Source organism: Allostreptomyces psammosilenae (assembly GCF_013407765.1).
Taxonomy (GTDB): Bacteria; Actinomycetota; Actinomycetes; order Streptomycetales; family Streptomycetaceae; genus Allostreptomyces; species Allostreptomyces psammosilenae.
Genome location: NZ_JACBZD010000002.1, coordinates 888,675 through 910,633 on the forward strand (window position 1 = coordinate 888,675; position 21,959 = coordinate 910,633).

The following is a 21,959-nucleotide window of genomic DNA, read 5'->3' on the forward strand; positions in this document are numbered from 1 at the left end:
CCATGCCCGCACCCACGCCCGCCCCCGCCTCCGCCCCCGCCCCGACCACCGGCGCCCCCGCCCCCCAGGACCCGGCAGCCACCCGTCGAGCCACGGCCACCCATGGAGCCACCGCCACCGCCGGCCGCATCCGCCTCCCGCTCACCTCCGCCCAGCTCGGCGTCTGGTACGCCCAGCGGCTCGACCCGGCGAACCCCCAGTTCAACACCGGGGAGTACCTGGACATCCGGGGCGCCGTCGACCCGGGGCTGCTGGAGGCCGCCGTCCGCACGGCCGTCGCCGAGGCCGACCCGCTGCACGCACGCTTCACCGAGCCCGCCGGCGCCGACGGGGACGCCGACGGCGCCGACGTCCCGCGGCAGGAGGTCCCCGCGCCCGGCAGCCCGGAGCGCCGCGACGCCTGGCCCTTCCCCCACCTCGACGTCTCCGGTGAACCCGACCCGCTCGCCGCCGCCGAGGCGTGGATGCGCGCCGACCTCGCCGCCCCGCTCGACCTGACCCGCGACCGGCTCTTCGGCCAGGCGCTGTTCCGGGTCGCCGCGGACCGCTGGCTGTGGTTCCACCGCGTCCACCACATCGCCGTGGACGGCTTCGCGCTCTCGCTGCTGGTCCGCCGCGTCGCCGACGTCTACACCGCCCTCGCCGCCGGCACCGAGCCCGGACCCACACCCTTCGCCCCGCTCCGGACGCTGATCGACGCCGAGGACGCCTACCGCCACGACCCCGCCGGAGCGCCCGCCGCCGACCGCGCCTACTGGGCCGAGCACCTCGCCGGCCTCGACGAGCCGCCGACGCTCGCCGAGCGCACCGCCCCGGCCTCCGGCACCTTCCTGCGCCGCACCACCCGCCTGCCGCAGACCGACGCCGACGCCCTGCACGCGGCGGCCGAACGCGCCGGGGTCACCTGGCCGGAGGTCGTCTTCGCCGCCACCGCCGCCTACCTGCACCGGATCACCGGCCGCCGGGACGTCGTGCTCGGCCTGCCGATGATGGGCCGGCTCGGCTCGGCCGCCCTGCGCGCGCCCGGCATGGCCGTCAACATCCTCCCGCTGCGGCTGGACGTCGACCCCGGGCAGAGCCCCGGCGCGCTGCTGGCCGCCACGGCGCGCCGGATGCGGCAGCTGCGCCGGCACGGGCGCCACCGGCACGAGGACCTGCGGCGCGACCTCGGGCGGCTCGGGCACGGCTCGGCCCGGCGGCTGTACGGGCCGCAGGTCAACGTGATGCCGTTCGACTACGGGCTGAACCTCGCGGGCTGCCCGGCCACGGCGCACAACCTCGCCGCCGGGCCGGTCGAGGACCTGTCGGTGTACGTCTACGACCGGGCGGACGGCGCCGGCCTGCGGGTGGACGTGGACGCCAACCCGGCCTGCTACACCCGCGAGCAGCTCGACGCCCACGCCGAGCGCCTGCTCGCCTTCCTCCGCCGCTTCGCCGACGCGGTGGACGCCGCCGACGCGGGAGACGCCGCCGGCGGCCCGGTCGCCATCGCCGATCTCGACCTGCTCACCGCCCGCGAACGGGAACTCGTCCTGTGCGAGTGGAACGACACCGTGCGGGAGGTGCCCGGCGCCGACGGCCCCGAGGGCACACTCGCCGGCGCCGTCCAGGCCGCCGCCGCCCGCACCCCCTCCGCCCCCGCGCTGCTGTTCGACGGCGCCGGCGGGCCGGACGGCGGGACCGAGCGGCTGACCTACGCCGAGTTCGAGGCCCGCGCCAACCGGCTCGCCCACCGGCTGATCGCGGCCGGGGCCGGGCCCGGGCGGACCGTCGCCGTCGCGGTGCCCCGCTCCCTCGACCTCGTCGTCGCCCTGCACGCCGTCGTCCGCGCCGGCGCCGCCTACCTGCCGCTGGACGTGGAGCACCCCATCGACCGGCTGGCCTTCATGCTCCGCGACGCCCGCCCGGCCGTGCTGCTCGCCACCACCGGGGCGCCCGCCGACCTGGTGGTCGACGCCTCCCACGACACCCCGGTCCTGCTGCTCGACGACCCCGCCCTCCGCGCCGACCTGGAGCAGCGCCCCGCCACCGCCCCCACCGACGCCGACCGCGCCGCGTCGCTGACCCCCGCCGATCCCGCCTACGTCATCTACACCTCCGGATCCACCGGCACGCCCAAGGGCGTCGTCGTGCCGCACCGCGGCATCGTCAACCGGCTGCGCTGGATGCAGCACCGCTACCGCATCGGCGCCGGCGACCGGGTGCTGCAGAAGACCCCGTCCAGCTTCGACGTGTCGGTGTGGGAGTTCTTCTGGCCGCTGATGGAGGGGGCGACGCTCGTGGTGGCCCGGCCCGGCGGCCACCGGGACCCGGCCTACCTCTCCGAGCTGATCCGCCGCGAGTCCGTCACCACCTGCCACTTCGTCCCCTCGATGCTCCAGGTGTTCCTGGCGGAGCCGACGGCGGGGGAGTGCGCGGGCGTGCTGCGGCGGGTGATGTGCAGCGGGGAGGCGCTGGGCGCGCAGACCGTGCGCGACTTCGCGCGGGTGCTGCCCGGGGTCGAACTGCACAACCTGTACGGGCCCACCGAGGCGTCGGTGGACGTCTCCTCGTGGCAGTGCCTGCCGGTGGACGAATCCGGCGAGCGGCCCCCGGCGGCGGCGCCCGTGCCGATCGGGCGACCGGTGTGGAACACCCGGCTGTACGTGCTCGACGAGCGGCTGCGCCCCGTGCCGGTCGGCGTGACCGGCGAGCTGTTCCTGGCCGGCGTGCAGCTCGCCGACGGCTACCTCGGCCGCCCCGAGCTGACGGAGCAGCGCTTCCTCCCCGACCCGTTCTCCGACGCCCCAGGCGACCGGGTGTACCGCACCGGCGACCTCGCCCGCTGGCGGCCGGACGGCGCGGTCGAGTACCTGGGCCGGACCGACCACCAGGTCAAGCTGCGCGGCCTGCGCATCGAACTCGGCGAGATCGAGGCCGTGCTGGAACGCCACCCGGACGTCGCCCGGGCCGCCGTGCTCGCCCGCGAGGACACCCCCGGCGACCAGCGCCTGGTCGCCTACCTGGTCCCCGCCGCCGGCCGCGCTCCCGAGCCCGGAGCACCCGACCACGGATCCCTCGACCGCGAGTCCCTCCGCGCCCACGCGGCCGGGGCCCTGCCGGACTACATGGTGCCGACCGCCTGGGTGGAGCTCGCGGACCTCCCGCTCTCCCCGAACGGGAAGCTGGACCGCAAGGCCCTGCCCGCCCCCGAACTCCCCACCGGGACGCCCTCCGGCCGCCCACCCCGCACCCCGCGCGAGCAGCTCCTGTGCGCGCTCTTCGCCGAGACCCTGGGCGTCGACCCGGCCACCGTGACCATCGACTCCCACTTCTTCGAACTGGGCGGCCACTCGCTGCTCGCCGCGAGGCTGGTCAGCCGGGCCCGCGAGGCGCTGGGCGAGGAGTTCACCCTGGCCGACCTCTTCGGCGCGCCCACCGTCGCCGGCCTGTGCGACGGCTCCGACCGCGCCGACCCGCTGGCCGTGCTGCTGCCGCTCCGCCACGGGGAACGCCCGCTGTTCTGCGTCCACCCGGTCGGCGGCATCGGCTGGTGCTACGCCGGCCTGCTGCCCCACCTACCGCCCGACCAGGGCGTCTACGCCCTCCAGGCCCGCGCCTACACCGACCCCGCCGGCGCCCCCCGCTCGGTGGAGGAGATGGCCGCCGACTACGTCAGCGAGATCCGCCGGGTCCAGCCCGAGGGCCCCTACCGGCTGCTCGGCTGGTCCATCGGCGGCACCATCGCCCACGCCGTCGCCGTGCGCCTGCAGGAGGCCGGCCACGACGTGGAACTCCTCGCCATGCTCGACGGCTACCCCGCGGCCCAGTGGCGGCTGCTGGAGGAGCCCGGCGAGGAGCAGGTCCTGGGCGCCCTGCTGCTGATGGGCGGCCACGACGTGGACGAACTCGCACCCGGGGAGCGCAGCCGCGAGCGCGTCATCGAGCTCCTGCGCGGCGAGGGGAACGCCATCGGCAGCCTGGAGGAGCGGACCCTGTCCACCCTCGCCGACACGGTGATGAACAACAGCCTCGTCGTGCGCGCGCACGACCACCGCCTCTTCCGGGGCGACCTGCTGTTCTTCACCGCCGCCGCAGAGCGCGGCCAGCACTCCTTCACGGTGGAGGGCTGGCGGCCCCACGTCTCCGGCGCCATCGTGAACCACGACCTGGACTGCCTCCACCGCCACCTGGTCCGCCCGGAGCGGCTGGCCGAGGTGGCGAGGGCCCTCACCGAACACCCCCGCCGCTGACCCTTCCCCGCGCCCGCCCGGCGCCAGCGCCGGGCGGGCGCGGCGGGCGATCGGTCAGCGCGCGTCCATGGCGTAGGTCAGGAACGGCGTGCGGACGGCGTGGCGGTCGTAGGCCGCGCGGGCCCGGTAGTTGTCCTCGGCGGTGCGCCAGCGGACCGAAGGCCACCCCTGCGCGACGGCGACCCGGCGCAGCTCGTCGAGGAGCGCGTCGACCACGCCACCGCCGCGGTGCGCCGGATCGACGAACAGGTCGTCGAGGAAGCCGCGGGTGCCGCTCAGCGGGGAGTCCTCCGCCCGGTAGTGGGCCAGGCCGACCGGGGTGCCGTCCTCGGTGCGGGCGATCAGGCAGCGCGTCGAACGGTCCGGGTCGTGGATCCACGACCATGCCCGCTCCACGTCGGCCTCGGTCAGCTCCACCTCGTAGAACTCGGCGTAGCCGGCGAAGAGCTCACGCCACCTCGGGTAGTCCTCGGGGCGGGCCGGGGAGACGGTGACGGTCATGCGGGGACTCCTGCGGGGTTGTCGAACGTCGGGACCGGCCGAGACGCTACCGAACCGGCCCGCCCGCCCCGCCGCCCACCCGGCAGGAGCGGCGCGCGTGGGCGGTTGGTGCGCCTGGTGCGGGCTCGTACGGTGGGTGGGTGGTGGTTATCGAGGATGTCGAGGTGGCGCCGGGGGTCGTGATGCGGCCGGCGGTGGTCGGGGACGCGGAGGAGCTGTCCCGGGCCTACCGCCGCAACCGGGAGCACCTGCGGCCGTGGGAGCCGCGGCGGGGGGAGGCGTTCTACACCCCGGAGGGGCAGCGGGCACGGCTGCGGGAGCAGGTGGAACTGGCGGGCGCGGGGCGGCTGGTGCCGTGGGTGCTGGCGCGGGACGGCGTGATCGTCGGCGTGATGACGCTGTCGAACGTCGCGCTGGGGCCGTTCCGCAGCGCCAACCTGGGGTACTGGGTGGACGCCGGGCACGTCGGGCGGGGGCTGGCGACCGCCGGCGTGCGGCTGGTGTGCCGGACGGCCGACGAGGTGCTGGGGCTGCACCGGATCGAGGCCGGGACGCTGATCGAGAACGCGGCCTCCCAGCGGGTGCTGGACAAGTGCGGCTTCGAGCGGATCGGGGTCGCGCGGGACTACCTGCACATCGATGGCCGGTGGCGGGACCACGTGCTCTTCCAGCGGATCCTGAACCGGCGCGCCCCCGGGTGACCACCGGCCCGCGACGGGTGAGGCCCGGCCGGCGGCGGCATACGCTGGGAGGTGGAGAGCGGAAGGGGAGACGGCGGGCTCGCCCGGATGGCCGGGAGCCGCCGGGACGGTGACCACCATGAAACTCGCCCTGGCCGGCGACACCATGCTGGGCCGCATGGTCGCCGAGGAACTCGCCACGGTCCCGCCGACCGCCCTGTTCTCCGACGGGGTGGTCGCGGCGGCGCACGAGGCCGACCTGTTCGTGCTCAACCTGGAGTGCGCCGTCTCCGAGCGCGGGGAGCGCTGGCCGGACCCGTACAAGCCGTTCTTCTTCCGGGCGCCGCCGATCGCCACCGAGGCGCTGCGCCACCTCGGCGTGGACTGCGTGACCCTGGCCAACAACCACGCCCTCGACTACGGCGTTCCGGCGCTGCTGGACACGCTGGAGCACCTGGCCGGCGCCGGGATCGCCTGCGTCGGCGCCGGCAGCGACGTCGCCACCGCCCGGGCGCCCGCCTTCCTCCAGGGCCCGCCCGAGGCGGGCAGGGGCGACGGGCTGAGCGTGGGCGTCGTCGGGGTCACCGACCACCCCCCGGACTACGCCGCCGGCCCCGACCACCCCGGCGTCGCCTACGCGGACCTGTACGCCGGCACGCCCGAGTGGCTGCTGGACATCGTCACCGGCCTGCGCACCGACATCCGCCTGGTCTTCCCGCACTGGGGGCCGAACATGGCCACCGAGCCGCTGGACCACGTGCGGCTGGCCGCCGAGGCGTTCCACGCGGCGGGCGCCACGCTGGTCGCCGGCCACTCCGCGCACGTGTTCCAGGGCGTGCGCGACCACGTCCTGTACGACCTCGGGGACTTCATCGACGACTACGCCACCGACCCCCGCCTGCGCAACGACCTCGGCCTGCTCTTCCTGGTCACCTTCGACGGCCCCCGCCCGGTGCGGCTGGAGGCCGTCCCGCTCGCCCTGGACTACTGCCGCACCCGGCTCGCCGGCGCCGACGAGCGGCGCTGGATCGCCCGGCGCTTCCGGAGCGCCTGCGCCGCGCTCGGCACCGAGGTGACCGAGCGCGGCGACCGCCTGGTCGTCGAGTGGGACGAGCGGGACGGGCGGGAGGAGCCGCCGCGGTAGGCGGGACGGCGACGCCGCCCCGCTCAGGCGCCGCCCCGCTCAGGCGCCGCCCCGCTCAGCGGGCCGGGCGCCAGACCGTGCCGCGGCGCTCGTACTCCAGGATCTCCTCCACCTCGACGGCCAGCTCGGCGCCGAAGTGGCGCTCCACCAGCCACAGCGACAGGTCCAGGCCGGAGGTGACGCCGCCGGCGGTGACCAGGTCGCCGTCGTCCACCACCCGGCCCGGCCGGACGAGCCCGCCCTGCGCCCGCAGGTCCTCCACCGCCCGGTGGTGGGTGGTGCAGGGGCGCCCCCGGGTGATCCCCGCGGCGGAGAGCAGCATCACCCCGGTGCACACGCCGACCACGACCAGCCCCGGACGCACCGCGGCGGCCAGCTTCGCGGGCAGCACGCCCCGCTCGATCTCCCGCCGCACGCCCGGCTGCTCCGCCGTGCGGTAGCCGCCGCCGGCCACGATCATCACGTCGGCGTCCCGCGGCGACCAGGCCCGCTCCACGACGATCGGCGTGCCCCAGCCGGCGGTGACCGTCCCGGTCTCGTGCGCGGCCACCAGGGTGCAGCTCAGGTCCGCGCCGAGCGCCCGGGCCAGGCCGAACACCTCCACGGACGCCATGAAGTCCAGCTCCTCCACCCCCTCGAACATGACCAGCTGGATCCGCACGGTGCGGCGGCGTGCCGCGTCACCGGCGGCGGGCGCGGCGGCGGCCCGGGCGGCGTCGGCGTGGGCGGCGCCGGGGGCCAGCGCGGTGGTGGCGGTGACCGCGCCGGTGGCGGCGGCCAGTGAGGTGCGGATCAGGTTCCTGCGTCGCATGGGCGTGCTCCCCCTGGTGGGCGTGCGCGAGAACCCGCCGTCTCGGGCGGGCGTCGGACCTCCAGGGAGTCGAGGCGGCGCGGGGGAAAGTTCCCGGCCGAGGGCCGCGAGCAGGCCGGGCTTGACGTTCCGGGCCGGCGCGGCTCTAATCGCTACCCAGGTCGCGTGACGCCAGCCGGAGGACGCTGGTGGCATGGAGGCCGCGAACCATGGGAACCCCATGACTTCGAGCATCACCAACTCCACACCGTCGACACACCCCGCCCCCGCGCAGCCCCGCGAGGACTTCAACCGCCCGATCATCGAGGAGTTCCGGGCGAACCACGGGAGGGTGGGCGGGCCCTTCGAGGGCGGCGATCTGCTGCTCCTGACCACCTTCGGCGCCCGGAGCGGCGCCCCGCACACCGTCCCCCTGGGATACGTCGCGGACGGCGACCGCCTGCTGGTCGTCGGCTCCGCGGGCGGCTCGCCCAGGCACCCGGCCTGGTACCACAACGTGCTGGCCAACCCGGCGGTCACCGTCGAGGTGGGCGACCGGACCTACCCGGCCAGGGCCGTGCCCGCGCACGGCGAGGAACGCGACCGGCTCTTCGCCCTCGTGGTGGCGGCGGTCCCCGGCTACGCCGACTACCAGGCGCGGACCGCGCGGACCATTCCGGTCGTGGCCCTGCACGCCGCCGATCCGGCGGAGGAACCGCCGCGCGCGCGGGCCATGGCGGACCAGTTCCTGGAGATCCACGACTGGCTGCGCGAGGAGCTGGCGCGGCTGCGCGAACAGGTCGCCGCCCCGCCGGCCGGCGCGGCCGGCGGCACCCCGGCGCGGCTGGGCGTGGAGCTGCGCCGGCACTGCCTCACCTTCTGTGACGCGCTGCGGGTGCACCACACCGGGGAGGACGTCGGGGCGTTCCCCGAGCTGGAGCGGCGTCACCCGGAGCTGGGCCCGGCGCTGGCCCGGCTGCGGGAGGAGCACGCCGTGCTGGCCCGCCTGCTGGCCGAGCTCCAGGCGCTCCTCGACGACGACCCGAGCAGCGGCGACGGCTCTCGCGGCGACGGCCCGGCTCGCCGCGCCGACCGCGACCCGGACCGGCTCCGGGCCGACCTCGAACGGCTGGCGTCCGAGCTGGACGCCCACTTCGCCTACGAGGAGGAGCACCTGCTGCCGGCGCTGCGGGACATCCCGGCGGTGCCGCTGCCCCCGCCCGCGCCGTAACCCCCGGCACCGTACCCCCCGGCGCCGTAACCCCGGCCGAGCCGGTGGCGACCCGCGCGGCCCGGCGGCACTCCCGCCGGGCCGCGTGGCGGGCCGGGCGCGGCGGACCGGAACGGCCGTCAGACCACGCCGCTCGCCCGCTCGATGGCGAAGCGCACCACGACGCGCTCCGGCGCCGCGACGGCGGCGCGGAACTCGTCCCAGCTCGGCGGCTCGGTGGCGGGCAGCGCGCCGTACAGGCCGCGCAGCGCCTCCTCGTCCAGCGCCTCCTCGGGCGGGAGCAGCTCGGCCGTCCCCTCGACCTGGACCCACGAGCCGAAGAACCCGTCCTCCATCACGCACAGCGCGACCCGCGGGTCCCGCCGCACGTTGCGGGCCTTGGCCCGCCCCTCGGTGGTGCTGAGCACCACCCGGCCGGCCCCGTCCAGCGCCGCCAGCACGGGGGAGAGCTGCGGGCGCCCGTCCGCGCGGAAGGTGGTGAACACCCCGCGGTGCCGGGTGGCGAGAAAGGCACGGGCCTGATCGGCAGTCAACACGGGCGCCTCCGCTGTCACTGAGTCATCGTCAGTTGACAGCATACGCAGGCGCCGTCCGGCCGCCCCCGGGCGGCGGTCGGCCGGTCAGGCGGCCGGGCCGGCGTAGCAGTGCACGGTGACCGTCTCCCCCGTTCCCCAGCGGCGTCGCACGGTGGCCAGCCGCTGCCAGCCCAGGCGCTCGTACAGGGCGGTGGCGGCGGTGTCGGAGTCCAGGACCTCCAGGACGGGATGGAGGCCGCGCTCCCGTGCCCCGCGCACGACGGCCGCGACCAGGCGGGTCCCCACCCCCTGGCCGCGGGCCCGCGGGGCCACGAACAGCCGGCTGACCACCCCCGCGCCCTCCGCCGGCGTCCCGCTCTGACGGGCCCACAGCGGCGGCGCCGCGTCCGCGTCGGTGGCGCAGCACAGCGCGACGTGGCCGACCGGGACGCCGTCGGACTCGGCCACCCAGGCGGCCAGCAGCGCCGGGTGGGTCAGCCAGCCGGCCGGATCCGCCGGCCAGCGCCGCGGGTAGCCGTCCCGCTCGTGCACCTCGGCCAGCAGGTCGACGCAGGCGTCGAGGTGGTGCTCGGCGCGGTGCCGGATGACGTAGGGCGCCGGTCGGTCGGAGGCGGAGCGCGGTGCCGGACCGGTGGTGTCGTCCCGCTTCATCGGGCCATCGAAACACACGTTCGTTACCGCCAGGAAAAGCCCGTGACCAGCGTGGCCGGCCCGGGGCGCGGGCGGCCACGTGTTCGGACGGGGCGGGCCCCGGCGGTTGATGTGTCGTCCGTCCGGGCAGCGGGGACGGCCGGACGGGTGAGCGGCGGGCCGCGCCTACGGACGGGTGGGCCTGACCGCCCGTTTAATCCGATCGTGACGCTTTGTGACTGACTGGTGATCCTATGATCGCCCAGAGGAGAAGCATGATCGGATCGATGCCTCGGCGGCTGAGAGGATCGCTCGCGGCCGTGGCCTGCGGGGCCCTCCTCGTCGCCGCCTCACCCCCGGAGGGGGGTAACCACGAACGCGCCCTGAGACCCTCGTCCTTCCTGAACATCGTCGCCCACCAGGACGACGAACTGCTGTTCATGAACCCGGACGTCATCGAGGGGCTGCGCAACGGGCACCGCACCACCACCGTGTACATCACGGCGGGTGAGGCCGGTTTCGGCACCGACGACAGCGACCCGGAACCGCTGGCCGACCAGCCGAGCTGCAAGGACCTCGACACCCGGCTGCGCGAGCAGTACATCGAGTGCCGGCAGCGCGGCATCCGGCTGGCCTACGCCATGATGATCGACCCGGAGGTCGACGCCGACGCCGACCTGGACGAGCTGTGGCGGCGTCAGGTCTACGAGTTCTCCCGGGACCGCCAGGCGGAACGGTACGTCTCCACCCAGGACCCGGACATCTCGCTGATCTTCCTCAACCTCCCCGAGCACTCCGACGCCACCGCGCAGGGCGGCCCGGGGGCGCTGCACAACCTGTGGTACGAACCGGGCACCGTCGTCCGCACGGTGGAGCCCGCCGGCAGCGTGCTGGAGGGGGACACCTACGAGTACGACCGGGACGACCTGATCGACGCGCTGGTGGAGATCATGGACCGGTTCCAGCCGACCGTCGTCCGGGTCCAGGACACCCACCCCGACGACCGCTACCAGCCCGGCTGGCCCTACCACGACCACACCGACCACGTCATGGCCGGGCTGTTCGCCTCCCGGGCCTCCGACGAGTACCTGCGCGGCGCGGACGCCGTCCCGCACATCACGGTCGGCTACCGCAACTACAACACCGTCGACGCCCCGGCGAACCTGGACGACGACGGCACCAAGGCGGACGTCTTCTGGGCCTACGCCCAGTACGACACCAACATCGGCGAGCCCGGCGAGCCCGAGCAGGAACACTACGAGGGCTGGCTGCAGCGGATGTACTACCGCTGGCCGACCGGCACCACCTGGGCGTCCCGCCACGAGAACGGGCGGATCGCCGCCTTCACCGTGGTCGGCGGCGAGCTGTGGATCTGGACCCAGCACCCCTCCGGCAGCTGGGAGCGGGAGAACCTGGGCAGCCCGGACGGCCGCAGACTCGCCCCCGGGGTGACCGTCGCCCGGAACAACCACGGCGAGCTGGAGGCGTTCGTGGTCGGCTTCGACGACCTCTCCGGCAGCGAGGAGGAGCCGCCGGCCGTCTACCGCCTCCGCCAGGACGGCGCCAACGGCGACTGGCGCCTGGACGACTGGGACGACCTGGGCAACCCCAACGCCCACGTCGGCTCCCAGTACCACATCGGCACGCCGGTGGTCGCCGCCAACGGCGACGGCCGGCTCCAGGTGTTCATCCGCAACGCGGGCGGCGGGCTGAGCAGCGTCGTCCACGACACCGCCGACCCGGACGACGGCTTCCGCGGCTGGGTGGACCACGGCGGCTACGACATCCAGGAGACCCCGGGCGTGGTCACCATGCGCGACGGCCGGGTGGAGGTCTTCGCCAGCACCCTCGGCCCCGGCATCCTGCACTGGCAGCAGGAGCTCGGCGACGAGACGCTGCACCGCCAGGCCGCCGTGCCCTCGCCCACCCCGGCCAGCCCGCCCACCCCGGCGATCAACCAGGACGGCCGGCCGGAGATCTACTACCGGGTGGCCGGCACCGGGGAGGTGGCCGTCAGCTACTACGACGGGTCCCGCTGGGTCGGCGGGCCTGCCTTCGACGGCCCGGGCGGCGTCGGCGCCGTGGCGACGCTGGACGCCGACGGCGGCGCCGACGACGGGCGGATCACCCTGCTGACCCGCACCGCCTCCACCGGCGTGGGGGTCAACCGCCAGCGCGGCGCCAACGAGGGTTACGACGCCGAGGACTGGACCGACCTGGGCAACACCATCGTCGGCCTGCCCACCGTGGCCGTCGACAACGACGGCCGGGCGGTCGCCCTGGCCGTCGGCACCGACGGCAACCTCTACACCGCCCACCAGGTCTCGCACGAGACCGACGCCGAGTTCGGCGAGTGGCGGCTGATGCCCGGCTGAGCCGGCGTCGCCTCCCGGCGCGGAGGACGACGCACGACGGTCCGCCCCGTCCCGCCTTCCCCGGCGGGGCGGGGCGGACCGCTCGTGCGCGGGCGCCCGCCCACGCCGGCGCCCAGGGGCAGTGTTGCGATCCGGACACGGCAGGAACGGCGCGGCATCGCGCGCCCGTCGGTGAGGGGAGAACCCTGGCGGGAGCCGCAGTGGTGGGGGCGGTCCGCCGGACCCAGCGTGGGAGGGAAGGAGCCGGGCATGAGGGCGGGGAGACGTCGCACGGCAGGGGCGCTGGCGCTCGCCGGCCTGCTGGCGCTGACCGGCTGCGCGTACGACCTGGTCCCGGAACCCTCCGCGGCCGAGGCCCGTCAGATGGCCGAGGCGCTGCCGCTCACCATCGCGGACTGGGGCGCCGACGGGGAGGACTGGGAGGCCGACGACCCCTACGAGTACGGCGCCAGCCAGTGGGCCGAGGTGGACGGCGAGTGCGTGCAGCGTGACGTGATCACGCCGGACAGCGTCGAGGCCGAGTACTCCCGCTCCGTGTACGTCGACGGCATCGGGGCCGACGAGGTCCGGGTGGACGCGATCAGCAGCGTGGTCGTCCACGACTCGGTGGCCGGCGCGCGGCAGCAGCTCGCCGACTGGCGCGCCGGCGTCGAGCGCTGCGCCACCCAGTACGACGAGGAGGGCGAGGTCGCCTGGAAGGAGGTCCGGCTGGGCCGGCTCACCCTCCCGGACGAGATCGACGACTACGTCAGCGAGGAAGGGCTGTGGGAGACCGACTCCGGCTCCGACATCCACTACGTCTACGTGCTGGCCCGGCGCGGCCGGGTGGTGTTCTCGGCGTACGTCGACGCCTACAACACCGAGGAGATGCGCGGGATGAACCGCGACTACGCGGTCCGGGCGGTCAGCACCATGTCGGACCGGATCTAGCCGCCAGCGTGCCGGTGCCCCGGCGGCCGTCCGGCCGCCGGGGCACCGGTGTGTCAGGCGGTGGTGGTGCAGGTGAGCTGCGGGGCGGCGCCCGCCGGCGCGCCGCCGGCGATGAAGCCGAAGGTCGCCGTGGCGCCGGCGCCCAGCGAGCCGTTCCACGCGGCGTTGGCGGCGGTGACCGTGGAGCCGCTCACCGTCAGCAGGGTGCTCCAGGACTGGTTGATCGTCTGCCCGCCCGGCAGCGTCCAGCGCACCGTCCAGCCGCTGATCGGCCGCTCGCCCGGGTTGGTCACGGTGACCTCGCCCTGGAAGCCGCCGGACCACTGCCCGAGCACCCGGTAGGTGGCGGTGCAGCCGGTGGGCGGCGGGTCGGTCGGCCCGCCGCTGCCGCCGTCGCCGTCGTAGTGCTTGAAGTCGCCGAGTTCGTCGAGGGTGGTCACGTACGGGTCGGCGTACAGCCGCTGGAGGAACTCGCGGGAGTTGTGCTGGCCGCCGCTGATGAAGTCCCCGCTCCAGGTGACGAACCACATCCAGTCGGCCTGGTAGGCCTGGAGCAGCGCCGGGTCCGGGATCGAGCCGACCTCGCCGAGCGCCACCAGCTTGCGGTCGCCGCCCAGCTCCACCAGGGCGTCGTAGGAGGCGCTCACCGGGCCGTGGTCGCCGGCCGGCGGGTAGGAGTCGATGCTGACGATGTCCACGGTGGCGTCACCGGGGTACCAGTCGGGGGAGGCGGAGTTCCACACCCAGATCAGGTTGTCCAGCCCGTGGTGCTCGGTGAGCCGCTGGTACAGCAGGTTCCACAGCTCCTTGGCCGGCTCGGGGCCCTTGGCGCCCCACCAGAACCAGCCGCCCTCGGCCTCGTGCAGCGGGCGCCACAGCACCGGGACCCGGGCGTCCTCCAGCCGCTGGAGCTGGACGGCGATCGCGTCCATGTCGCGCAGCAGCAGCTGGTAGTCCGTGGAGGCGGGGTCGGCGAGGGCGGCGGCGAGGTCGAAGGTGGTGGCGTCGGTGTAGAAGCCGCGCCACCACTCCCTGCCCGGCTCGTCGATCAGGCCGCTGGGGGCGTTCCAGTGCCAGGCGAGGGTGACCATGCCGCCGCGCTGGTCCCACTCCAGCATGTTCTCCACCTCGCGGGAGGTGGTGCCGCGCTCCACCCGGCTCGGGGAGTAGTCCATCAGGTCGAAGCCGCCCACCGCGGGGGTGGCGCCGATGTTCTCCTCGACCCAGGCGATGCTGGCCATGTCCTGCTGGCCGGACAGGATCGTCTCGCCGTAGTGGTCGACGAGGTAGCGCATCAGCGAGCGGGTCTCCGCGGAGGCGTCGGGGTTGACCGGCGCGTCGGTCACCTGGTGCGGCGGGCGCGGGGCGGTCGGCGTGAGGATGATCGCGTCGATGTAGTACCAGCCCCAGTTGTTCACCACGCTGATGGTGTTCTCGCCGGCCTCCAGCAGCACCTTGCCGGCGGCGGCCTCGGCGAAGTCGGTGCGCTCGGTCAGCGTCACCTGGCCGGCGCCGGCGCCGTTGAGCCGGAGGGAGGCCACCTTCTGGCCGAACGGGGCGCTGTAGCGGACGGAGAGGTCGTACAGGCCGCCGGGGGAGTCGGGGACGGTGATGGTGACGCTGTCCTCGGCGGCGTCGAAGCCCTCGACGTAGCCGGTGCCCGAGTAGCCGGCGGCGGCGCTGCCGACGGTGGTGCCGCTCAGCGTGCCGTCCTCCGCCTCGTAGACGGTGGCGGCGACGGCGGCGGCGCGTTCGGCGAGCAGGACGGGCAGGGTGGGAAGGAGGAGCAGGGCGAGCAGCCCGGCGACGAGGGCCGCGACCGGCGGTCTGCCGGGGCGCCGGCCGACCGCCGTGGGGACGGACCGTGAGAATGGCATGCTTATGACAACCCTGTTGTCTCGGTGGCGGGGACGGTATTCTGGGAGCGCTCTCATGAGAGCCCGCGCGGTGAAACGGTGTCAACACCCCGGGCGCCGCCGCCCGCCGCCCGCGGCGCCGCCCGCGGCCCTCACCGCCCCGCGCCGTCCACGTGCACCTTCACGCCCCTTCGCTGCCCTACCCGGAAGCCCTCCGGATGTGCTACTCACAGCCTGACCGAGGGCGACCCGTGAGCGCGGCCGGCCGGGTTCGGGGACCGGAAGAGGGAGCCAGAGTGGACAAGGGTGTCCTGGCGCAGCGGGCCGTCAGCCTGTCGAGCGACTACCTGTCCGGTGACCGGGCCGGAGTGGCCGCCGGCTCGGTGCACTCGCTCGTGGCGCAGCGCCTGCAGCGCACCGGATACGGCGCGGAGGTCTACCACCTGCTGGCCGAGCAGCCCGGCAACCCGCTGCGGCGGCGCGCCGCGGTGGAGCTGACCTGCGAGTGCGTCGAGGACGACCCGGAGTTCGCCTTCGCCCTGGAACTGGCCGTCCGCCAGGCCGCCGCGCTCTCCACCGTCGCGGCGCGGCGGCTCGGGGCGGCGGCCGGCGAGGGGGCGCCGCCGCCCGGGCACGGTCCGCGCCCGCGACGGCGGGCCCGGACGTGGGGACTGCTCGCCGTGCTGCTGATCCTCGGCGGCTCGGTCGTCGGCTCCCTCGTGCTCTCCCTGTCCGTCTGAGGCCGCCGCCCCGCTCCGCCCCGGACGCCGGACGGCGGCCGGCAGCCGGCGGCCCCGGCGAGCGGGGCTCACCGGGGCCGCCGGAAATGGCGGGCTAGGAGTGGACCAGGACGGCCGCGTCCTCGGCGACGCGGCGCCGCCCGACCGGAACCGACCAGGTCATCGTGGTGAGGCCGACCGACATGCCGCCACCGAACCCGGCCAGCAGCACGGTCTCCCCGTCCCGCAGCCGCCCGGCGCGGCTGGCGGCGTCCAGGGTGATTGGGATGGACGCCGAGCCGGTGTTGCCGTACTCCGCGACCGTGCGGTGCAGGGCGCTGGAGCCGAGCCCGAGGGTGGGCGCCAGCGCGTCCAGCATCACGCCGTTGGCCTGGTGCGGCACCAGGTGGTCGACGGTGGTGAGGTCCAGGCCGTGCCGGCGCGCCAGTTCGTCCACCGCGCGCGGGACCCGGTCGGAGACGAACTCCCGCACCCCGCGGCCGTCCATGTGGAAGTAGTGGCCGGTCGACCCCGGCGGCTCCGTCGCCGCCGGCCGCCGGCTGCCGCCCGCCGGCACCTTGATCAGGTCGTGGTACCAGCCGTAGCTCGCCAGGTGGTAGCCGCCCAGCCCGTATCCGGCGGGGAGCGCGCCGACGACGGCCGCCCCGGCCCCGTCGCCGAACAGGATCGCGGTGCGGCGGTCCGCCGGGTCGAGGATGCGCGAGTAGACGTCGGCGCCGATCACCAGGCCCGGGGCGGGGTACGGCCTGCCCGACGGCGTCGAGCGCATCAGCGCGGCGCAGGTGTTCAGGGCGAAGACGAAGCCGCTGCACACCGCGTTGACGTCGAAGGCGGCGGCGTTGGTGGCCCCGATCAGGTCCTGCACCAGGCAGGCCGTCGCCGGCTGCGGGTGGTCCGGGGTGGAGGTGGCCACGATGATCCAGCCGATCTCCTCCGGCCGGACGTCGGCGTCGGCCAGCGCGGCGAGCGCGGCCCGGGCGGCCAGGTCGGAGGTGGCCTCGCCGGCGGCGGCGCGGCGCCGCCGCCGGATGCCGGTCTTGCGCTCGATCCACTCGGCGCTCACCCCGGCGGGTTCGGCCACCTCCCGGTTCTCCACGACCCGTTCGGGCAGGTAGGAGCCGGTGCCGATGACGCCGACCGGGCCGGGCCGGAAGTCGACGGAGGCGTGCGTGTCCAACGCGTGTCGCATGATGGTTCCTGTTCTGGTCGGCCGCTGGACGCGGCGGTTGCCTGCTGCTGCTCCGGCGACTGCCGCGGGGCCCGCGCCGCTGCGGGCGGCGGCCACCGTCGCCGGGGGGAACCGTCGTGTCGTCAGGCGCGGCCGGCCGGGGCCGCGGCCAGCCGCCCGTGCCGGGCCGTCTCGGCGTCCCGGCCGGTGAGCGTGGCGGCCAGGGCCCGCCGCGCCTGCCTGCGCTCCTTGGGCGCGAGCGCGGCCGAGTCGAAGGCGCTGAAGCCGATCTGCGCGGTCGCCGCCCGGCGTCCGGCCTGGACGATCCGCACCCGCGCCGTGAAGTCCATGCGGTCGTCCCGGGTCAGGTCCCGGCTGGTCTCGGTGTACTCGATGCCGGCGTCGATGGGGAACAGGAAGCTCTCGAAGGCCACGTCCATCCGGTTGATCACGTAGTACCAGTCGGTGCCCGGGCGGGCGGAGGCGTGGTAGCGCTCGGTGACGGCGAGGAACATCTGCCGCGCCGCCTCGACCACCACCATGCCCTGGACGTGCTGGCCGGTCTGGTGGTCGACCAGCAGTTCGTTGTTGCCGTGCAGCCGCAGGCGGGCCTGGTACTCCTCCGCGGTCAGCCGCCGCAGGTCGGCGACGAGGACGTTCTCCTCGCGGTGCTTGTGGGCCTCGTGGCGGGGCACCGGGCGGAGCCCGGCGTCCTGGATGATCACCCGGTCGGCGATGCCGCGGGTGCGCAGGACGTTGGTGACGTATCCGCAGGTGTAGTCGTCCAGGCCCTGGCCCGCCCACAGGATGAGCGGCCGCGGGTCGTCGAACCGGCCGCGGCGGACGGCGGAGACGAAGGCCGTCACGGTGTAGACCGTCTCGTCGTCGGCGAATCCGGCGAAGGTGTCGCCCACCAGGCAGATCGTGTGCACGTGCTGGTCGCTCATGGCTCCCCCAACGGGTGTCCGGTGTCAGTACTACTGGCGGTGGTGCTGTCCGGTGGTGCTGGTCCCGGGCGCCCCGTGCCCGTCCACCGGTGTGGCGGGGGGTGGGATCGGGTGGGGCGCGGCTGGGACCGGGGGCCGGCTCGCGGCGTTCGTGGGCGCGGGTGCGCGCCACGGACGGCGGGCCGGGCTCCTGGCGGGGCGGCCCGGCGACATCTCCCCATGTCGCGGGGCTCCCGCGGTGCGGGCCGGCTGGCGGTCCGCGCACCGGGCGTGGCGGCTCTTCCGTTGCTCGCCCGGTGGGTCCGGGGTGGGCCGACGCCGGTCGGTGCGGCCGGCGTCGGCCCGGGGCGGGCCCTGGTGCGGGCCCGATGGGGCCCGTGGCCCGGGGCCCGGCGCCTGGTCCGGGGCGGTGCGCCCCGGCGGGTCAGGCCCTGGCGAGGGCGTAGGGGGCGGGCGGCTGCGGGCCGAGTCCGTCGCGGGCCAGGATCCAGCTGTCGTGCAGCCACATCTCGGTGCCGCGCCGGCCGGCGGCGCCGTCCCAGGCGATGTCCCGCTCGTAGGTGACGACCTCGCCGTCGGGGCCGAGGATGACCCAGGCGTAGCCGCCGTCCTGGTGGCGGGTCTTCACCTTGGTGCCGGGCACCGTGTGCCGGCGTCCCTCGGCGTCGGTGACGGTCTCGTCGTGCCGGTCGACCCACTGCACGCTCAGGCCCGCCGCGTGCTCCGGGTCGACCGCGGCGAAGAACTCCAGCGCGAGGGCCCGGGCGTTGACGGCGCCGACCGGTTCGCGGCCGGTGGCCGGCGGCACCATCCGGGTGACTCCCAGCAGGACCCCGTCGGCGTCGGTGACCACGGTGACGTGTGGGCCGCCGAGGCGTGGTGTGCGGTCGGCCTGGTGGCGCACCACGACCACCTGGCGCCCGTCGTGGGTCTCCCGGCGGCGGCTGACCTCCTGCCATCCCGCGGGCAGCGACAGGCCGATGCGGTCGAGCAGGGCGGCGGTGTCGGTCGCGGGGGTGGAGCTCATGTCGGTCCCTTCGGCGTCGGGGTGGTTGGCGGTGAGGCCCGCGGGGGTGCCGGTGCGGGTCGCCGGGGCGGCCTGGTCGGTGCCGCGGGCGGGTGGCGCGGCGGGTGAGGCGGCGGCGGGGTCGGTGCCGGCGGCGGGGAGCGTGGCGACCAGCAGCGCCGCCGCGCCGACCACGGCCGCCGCGCCGGTCGCGGACGGTCCCCGCCGGGCTCCGCCGGCCAGCAGGGCGAGGGCGCAGCCGACGGCGAGCAGGGCGGCGACCGCGAGGGTGATGCCGCCGAAGCCGGTGGACCGCAGGGCCTGGGCGAACTGCGGGCCGAGGCTGGCGCCGACGAACAGGAAGAAGGTGTAGAGGGTCACCGCCGGTCCGCGGTCCGCCCCGGCCGCGCCGCCGACCGTCTCCACCAGCCCGGGGGCGGCGAAGGCGGTGGCGCCGACCAGGACGAACAGCGCGCACCCGAGCGCGGTGACGCTGTCCCCGGTGAACGAGGCGGCCACCGTGGTGAGCGCGGCGACGCCGAGCGCGACGGCGACCCGGCGGGCCGCGGGGAAGCGCCCGAGCAGCGGGATGACCAGCGGGGCGAGCAGCATCGCCGGCAGCGCGCTGGCCCGCAGCGCCAGCAGGGCGCCGGGGTCGGTGGCCACCGATTCCGGCCCGGCCACCTGCGCCGCCGTGTAGACGGCGACGAACCCGCCGAGCACGGTGAGGGTGGATCCGTAGGCGGCCAGCAGCCGGGGCTGGGCCAGCACCCGTCCCATGGCGCGCACCGGGGACGCCGCCTGGGCGGGGCGCGGGCCGTCGGGGCGCAGCAGGGCGCGGACGGCGAGGGCGGCCAGCAGCATCAGCGGGGCGCAGAGCCAGAAGACGCCGGACCAGCTGCCGCCGGCCCGGGTGACCAGCTGGGCGGCGACCTGCCAGACCACCGCGGCGGCCAGGAAGGAACTGGTCAGCCAGGTGAGCGCGGCCGGTCGCCGGGCCGGCGGGACGTGGACGGTCAGGTAGGAGAAGGCGGCGGGCGCGAACGTCGCCGAGGTCAGCCCCTGGAGGGCGCGCAGGGCGCAGGCGGCCGCCAGACCGGGCGCGAAGCCGACCGCGGCGGTGGTGACCGCGGTGGCGACCAGCCCCAGGATGATCACCCGCCGTTCGCCGTGGCGCTGCGCCAGGGGACCGCTGAGCAGGAAGCCGGCGGCGTAGGCGAGGCCGAACGAGGTGACCGTCCAGGAGGTGGCGGCGGCGTCGACGCCCCAGTCGTCCGCCATCTGACCGAGCAGCGGGAGGACCGAGTAGAGCTGGCCCACGACCAGCATGCCGGTCAGGGCGAGCGCGGTGACGGTGCGCCCGAAGGCCACCGTCGTGGGTGGTGACGCGTCGGCGGAGGGCGGCGGAGCAGCAGCCCTCCGTGAGGGAGGGGTGGTGGTTGCCATGCCCGGAAAGCTAGCCAACCAACTGGATGGTTGGCAAGGCGCGCTCGAATCTTTGTCCCAAGGATCCGGATGACGCCTCAGCGTGTCGAGGGGGTGGCGGTCCGTGAAGGGTTGGCTTGGGCGGGCCCGGTGCCGCGCGTGCGAGGTGCGCCTCGCCGGGCCCGCGCTCTTCGTTGAGCAGGGGTTTCGCCGCTGGTGAGGGGGTGCGGCGGTGCTGGTCGGCCGGTCAGCTCTCCGCGGCGGCGGAGGTGTTGACCGGCTCGGTCACGGAGGGGATCGCCGCCTCGACGAAGCGGACCAGGAAGCTCCGCATCGCCTCGCTGTCCTCCTCCGGGTCCGTCTCCGGGCCGAGGATGAGGCGGGCCAGCTGCGGCATGGCCGTGGGCCACGACGCCAGGCCGATCAGGGTGAGCAGCAGTCGGGCCACCTCGCGGGAGTCGGGTCGGTCGATCGCCTCGGCGAGGGAGTCGATCTTCGCCTGGTAGCGGAGGTGCCGTTCCCGCTCGTTGGCGAGCTTGCCCTCCCGGTAGTGCAGCGTCTCGAACATGAGCAGCCGGAGGAGGTCGGGGTGGTTGCGGTGGAAGTCGTAGATCTGGCCGACGTACTCGGCCGGATCGCTGCGGGTGTCCAGGGTGACGGCGGCGGACAGCTCGTCCAGGGCGTCGGCGACGACGGCGTCGAAGAGCAGTTCCTTGCTCCCGAAGTGGCCGTAGATGCGTTCCTTGTTCGCGCCGGCCTTCTGCGCGATGCGGTCGACCCGGGCGCCCGCGATGCCGTACGCGGCGAACTCGGAGCGGGCCGCGGCGAGGAGACTGGCTCGGGTTGCGGCAGCGTTCTTGTTCATTCCCGCATCCTAAGGGCGGTTGCCACCAACTAGTTGGTTGGGTATGTTCATCGCACCGGCCAGATCCAGCCGATCCGGGTTCCTGAACGTCCCATGGGGGGAGACGGTCATGTTCGCGACCGAAGTCACGCGCCACGCCGGCGATGCCGCCGCCGGCGCCGCCGAGCCGCCGCCGGGCGCCGCCTTCTTCGACGTCGACGAGACGTTGATCGGGGTCAAAAGCATGTTCCGCTTCCTGGGCCACTATCTCCGCCTGCGCGGCGAGAGTCAGCAGGTTTACGAACGGCTCACCGGGCAGCTCCGCCGCGAGGCCGCGGCGGGTGTGCCGCGTGAGCACGTCAACCGTTCCTACTATCGCCTCTTCGCCGGGCAGCCGGTCGAGCGACTGGCGCGCGCCGGCCGCGACTGGTACCGGTGGGAGCAGCGGGAGGCCGCCGCCGACGGCGGACTGTTCCTGGCCGGACCGGTGGACGAACTCCGCCGCCACCAGCGCCGCGGCGACGTGGTGCACCTGCTCTCCGGCTCCTTCTTCGCCTGCCTCGACCCGCTCGCCGAAGCCCTCGGCGCGGACGCCGCCCTCGGCACCCGGCCGGTGGTGCGCAGGGGCGAGCTCACCGGCGAGGTGCTCCGCCCGATGATCGGCGCCGCCAAGGGACGGGCGCTCGCCCTCGCCGTCGGGCTGCGCGGCTACGACGGCGCCCGGTGCCACGCCTACGGCGACCACGCCAGCGACCTGCCGATGCTGGCCGCCGCCGGCTCCGCCACGGTGGTCGGCGACGATCCGGTGCTCGGCGAGGAGGCCCGGCGCCGGGGCTGGCGGGTGCTCCCCGGCCTCCCCGCGGCGGCGCGCACCGCCCTGTGACCACGGCCGGCCTCCCCGTCCCCGCCGCCGTCGCCGCGGTC

17 protein-coding genes are annotated in these 21,959 nt (G+C 75.5%); 8 read left to right on the top strand and 9 right to left on the bottom strand.

Annotated elements, in window-relative coordinates; all coding sequences use genetic code 11:
- The first annotated feature begins 2 nt into the window (after positions 1-2).
- On the top strand, positions 3-4,232 hold the full coding sequence (locus tag FHU37_RS26135; protein ID WP_179817098.1) for a non-ribosomal peptide synthetase: 4,230 nt from the start codon (positions 3-5) through the stop codon (positions 4,230-4,232).
- Positions 4,233-4,286: 54 nt separating this feature from the next.
- Here the strand turns inward: FHU37_RS26135 and FHU37_RS26140 are convergent, their stop codons facing one another.
- Positions 4,287-4,733 (bottom strand): GNAT family N-acetyltransferase, encoded by a 447-nt coding sequence (locus tag FHU37_RS26140; RefSeq protein WP_179817099.1) that lies wholly within the window; start codon positions 4,731-4,733, stop codon positions 4,287-4,289.
- Between the two features lie 182 nt (positions 4,734-4,915).
- On the opposite strand from FHU37_RS26140, the gene FHU37_RS26145 reads away from it, so the two are divergent.
- Positions 4,916-5,434, top strand: a complete 519-nt coding sequence (locus FHU37_RS26145; RefSeq protein ID WP_179817405.1) for a GNAT family N-acetyltransferase — start codon at positions 4,916-4,918, stop codon at positions 5,432-5,434.
- 118 nt (positions 5,435-5,552) lie between these two features.
- On the top strand, positions 5,553-6,557 hold the full coding sequence (locus FHU37_RS26150) for a CapA family protein (RefSeq protein ID WP_179817406.1): 1,005 nt from the start codon (positions 5,553-5,555) through the stop codon (positions 6,555-6,557).
- A 55-nt stretch (positions 6,558-6,612) separates the two neighbouring features.
- On the opposite strand, the gene FHU37_RS26155 is transcribed toward FHU37_RS26150, so the two are convergent.
- Positions 6,613-7,368, bottom strand: a complete 756-nt coding sequence (locus tag FHU37_RS26155; RefSeq protein ID WP_179817100.1) for a DJ-1/PfpI family protein — start codon at positions 7,366-7,368, stop codon at positions 6,613-6,615.
- A gap of 220 nt (positions 7,369-7,588) precedes the next feature.
- Between FHU37_RS26155 and FHU37_RS26160 the strand changes: the two genes are divergently transcribed.
- Positions 7,589-8,578: a nitroreductase/quinone reductase family protein gene (locus tag FHU37_RS26160; RefSeq protein ID WP_179817101.1), complete on the top strand. Its 990-nt coding sequence runs from the start codon at positions 7,589-7,591 to the stop codon at positions 8,576-8,578.
- Positions 8,579-8,697: 119 nt separating this feature from the next.
- On the opposite strand, the gene FHU37_RS26165 is transcribed toward FHU37_RS26160, so the two are convergent.
- Together FHU37_RS26165 and FHU37_RS26170 are read right to left on the bottom strand one after the other, a co-directional pair.
- On the bottom strand, positions 8,698-9,114 hold the full coding sequence (locus FHU37_RS26165) for a PPOX class F420-dependent oxidoreductase (RefSeq protein ID WP_218904792.1): 417 nt from the start codon (positions 9,112-9,114) through the stop codon (positions 8,698-8,700).
- 84 nt (positions 9,115-9,198) lie between these two features.
- Positions 9,199-9,765 carry a GNAT family N-acetyltransferase gene (locus FHU37_RS26170; protein ID WP_179817102.1) on the bottom strand — a complete coding sequence of 189 codons (567 nt, stop codon included), beginning with the start codon at positions 9,763-9,765 and terminating at the stop codon, positions 9,199-9,201.
- 254 nt (positions 9,766-10,019) lie between these two features.
- Between FHU37_RS26170 and FHU37_RS26175 the strand changes: the two genes are divergently transcribed.
- Both FHU37_RS26175 and FHU37_RS26180 read left to right on the top strand, forming a co-directional pair.
- Complete coding sequence (locus tag FHU37_RS26175; protein WP_179817103.1) at positions 10,020-12,119, top strand: DUF8189 domain-containing protein; 2,100 nt, start codon at positions 10,020-10,022, stop codon at positions 12,117-12,119.
- Between the two features lie 249 nt (positions 12,120-12,368).
- Positions 12,369-13,049 carry a hypothetical protein gene (locus FHU37_RS26180; RefSeq protein WP_179817104.1) on the top strand — a complete coding sequence of 227 codons (681 nt, stop codon included), beginning with the start codon at positions 12,369-12,371 and terminating at the stop codon, positions 13,047-13,049.
- 53 nt (positions 13,050-13,102) lie between these two features.
- Here FHU37_RS26180 and FHU37_RS26185 read toward each other — a convergent pair whose 3' ends face one another.
- Positions 13,103-14,926 carry a glycosyl hydrolase gene (locus tag FHU37_RS26185; RefSeq protein WP_179817105.1) on the bottom strand — a complete coding sequence of 608 codons (1,824 nt, stop codon included), beginning with the start codon at positions 14,924-14,926 and terminating at the stop codon, positions 13,103-13,105.
- Positions 14,927-15,201: 275 nt separating this feature from the next.
- Between FHU37_RS26185 and FHU37_RS26190 the strand changes: the two genes are divergently transcribed.
- Positions 15,202-15,645 carry a hypothetical protein gene (locus FHU37_RS26190; RefSeq protein ID WP_179817106.1) on the top strand — a complete coding sequence of 148 codons (444 nt, stop codon included), beginning with the start codon at positions 15,202-15,204 and terminating at the stop codon, positions 15,643-15,645.
- Positions 15,646-15,739: 94 nt separating this feature from the next.
- Here the strand turns inward: FHU37_RS26190 and FHU37_RS26195 are convergent, their stop codons facing one another.
- The 4 genes from FHU37_RS26195 to FHU37_RS26210 form a co-directional block, all read right to left on the bottom strand.
- Entirely contained in the window at positions 15,740-16,834 is a 1,095-nt protein-coding gene (locus tag FHU37_RS26195; RefSeq protein ID WP_179817107.1) for a 3-oxoacyl-ACP synthase III family protein, read from the bottom strand.
- A 122-nt stretch (positions 16,835-16,956) separates the two neighbouring features.
- Positions 16,957-17,760 (bottom strand): AfsA-related hotdog domain-containing protein, encoded by an 804-nt coding sequence (locus FHU37_RS26200; RefSeq protein WP_179817108.1) that lies wholly within the window; start codon positions 17,758-17,760, stop codon positions 16,957-16,959.
- Positions 17,761-18,184: 424 nt separating this feature from the next.
- The gene (locus FHU37_RS27580; protein ID WP_218904793.1) at positions 18,185-20,212 is read right to left on the bottom strand and encodes an MFS transporter; all 2,028 of its coding nucleotides are present in this window, start codon (positions 20,210-20,212) and stop codon (positions 18,185-18,187) included.
- 226 nt (positions 20,213-20,438) lie between these two features.
- Complete coding sequence (locus FHU37_RS26210; protein ID WP_179817109.1) at positions 20,439-21,056, bottom strand: TetR/AcrR family transcriptional regulator; 618 nt, start codon at positions 21,054-21,056, stop codon at positions 20,439-20,441.
- A gap of 109 nt (positions 21,057-21,165) precedes the next feature.
- Here FHU37_RS26210 and FHU37_RS26215 point away from each other — a divergent pair, with 109 nt between their 5' ends.
- Entirely contained in the window at positions 21,166-21,918 is a 753-nt protein-coding gene (locus FHU37_RS26215; RefSeq protein WP_179817110.1) for an HAD family hydrolase, read from the top strand.
- Positions 21,919-21,959 lie beyond the last annotated feature (41 nt).

Coding starts and splice junctions, on each gene's coding strand:
- FHU37_RS26135 (WP_179817098.1), top strand. CDS start 3: ATGCCCGCACCCACGCCCGCCCCCGCCTCCGCCCCCGCCCCGACCACC.
- FHU37_RS26160 (WP_179817101.1), top strand. CDS start 7,589: ATGACTTCGAGCATCACCAACTCCACACCGTCGACACACCCCGCCCCC.
- FHU37_RS26180 (WP_179817104.1), top strand. CDS start 12,369: ATGAGGGCGGGGAGACGTCGCACGGCAGGGGCGCTGGCGCTCGCCGGC.
- FHU37_RS26185 (WP_179817105.1), bottom strand. CDS start 14,926: ATGCCATTCTCACGGTCCGTCCCCACGGCGGTCGGCCGGCGCCCCGGC.
- FHU37_RS26200 (WP_179817108.1), bottom strand. CDS start 17,760: ATGAGCGACCAGCACGTGCACACGATCTGCCTGGTGGGCGACACCTTC.
- FHU37_RS27580 (WP_218904793.1), bottom strand. CDS start 20,212: ATGGCAACCACCACCCCTCCCTCACGGAGGGCTGCTGCTCCGCCGCCC.
- FHU37_RS26195 (WP_179817107.1), bottom strand. CDS start 16,834: ATGCGACACGCGTTGGACACGCACGCCTCCGTCGACTTCCGGCCCGGC.
- FHU37_RS26170 (WP_179817102.1), bottom strand. CDS start 9,765: ATGAAGCGGGACGACACCACCGGTCCGGCACCGCGCTCCGCCTCCGAC.
- FHU37_RS26150 (WP_179817406.1), top strand. CDS start 5,553: ATGAAACTCGCCCTGGCCGGCGACACCATGCTGGGCCGCATGGTCGCC.
- FHU37_RS26145 (WP_179817405.1), top strand. CDS start 4,916: ATGCGGCCGGCGGTGGTCGGGGACGCGGAGGAGCTGTCCCGGGCCTAC.
- FHU37_RS26155 (WP_179817100.1), bottom strand. CDS start 7,368: ATGCGACGCAGGAACCTGATCCGCACCTCACTGGCCGCCGCCACCGGC.
- FHU37_RS26210 (WP_179817109.1), bottom strand. CDS start 21,056: ATGAACAAGAACGCTGCCGCAACCCGAGCCAGTCTCCTCGCCGCGGCC.
- FHU37_RS26175 (WP_179817103.1), top strand. CDS start 10,020: ATGATCGGATCGATGCCTCGGCGGCTGAGAGGATCGCTCGCGGCCGTG.
- FHU37_RS26140 (WP_179817099.1), bottom strand. CDS start 4,733: ATGACCGTCACCGTCTCCCCGGCCCGCCCCGAGGACTACCCGAGGTGG.
- FHU37_RS26215 (WP_179817110.1), top strand. CDS start 21,166: ATGTTCGCGACCGAAGTCACGCGCCACGCCGGCGATGCCGCCGCCGGC.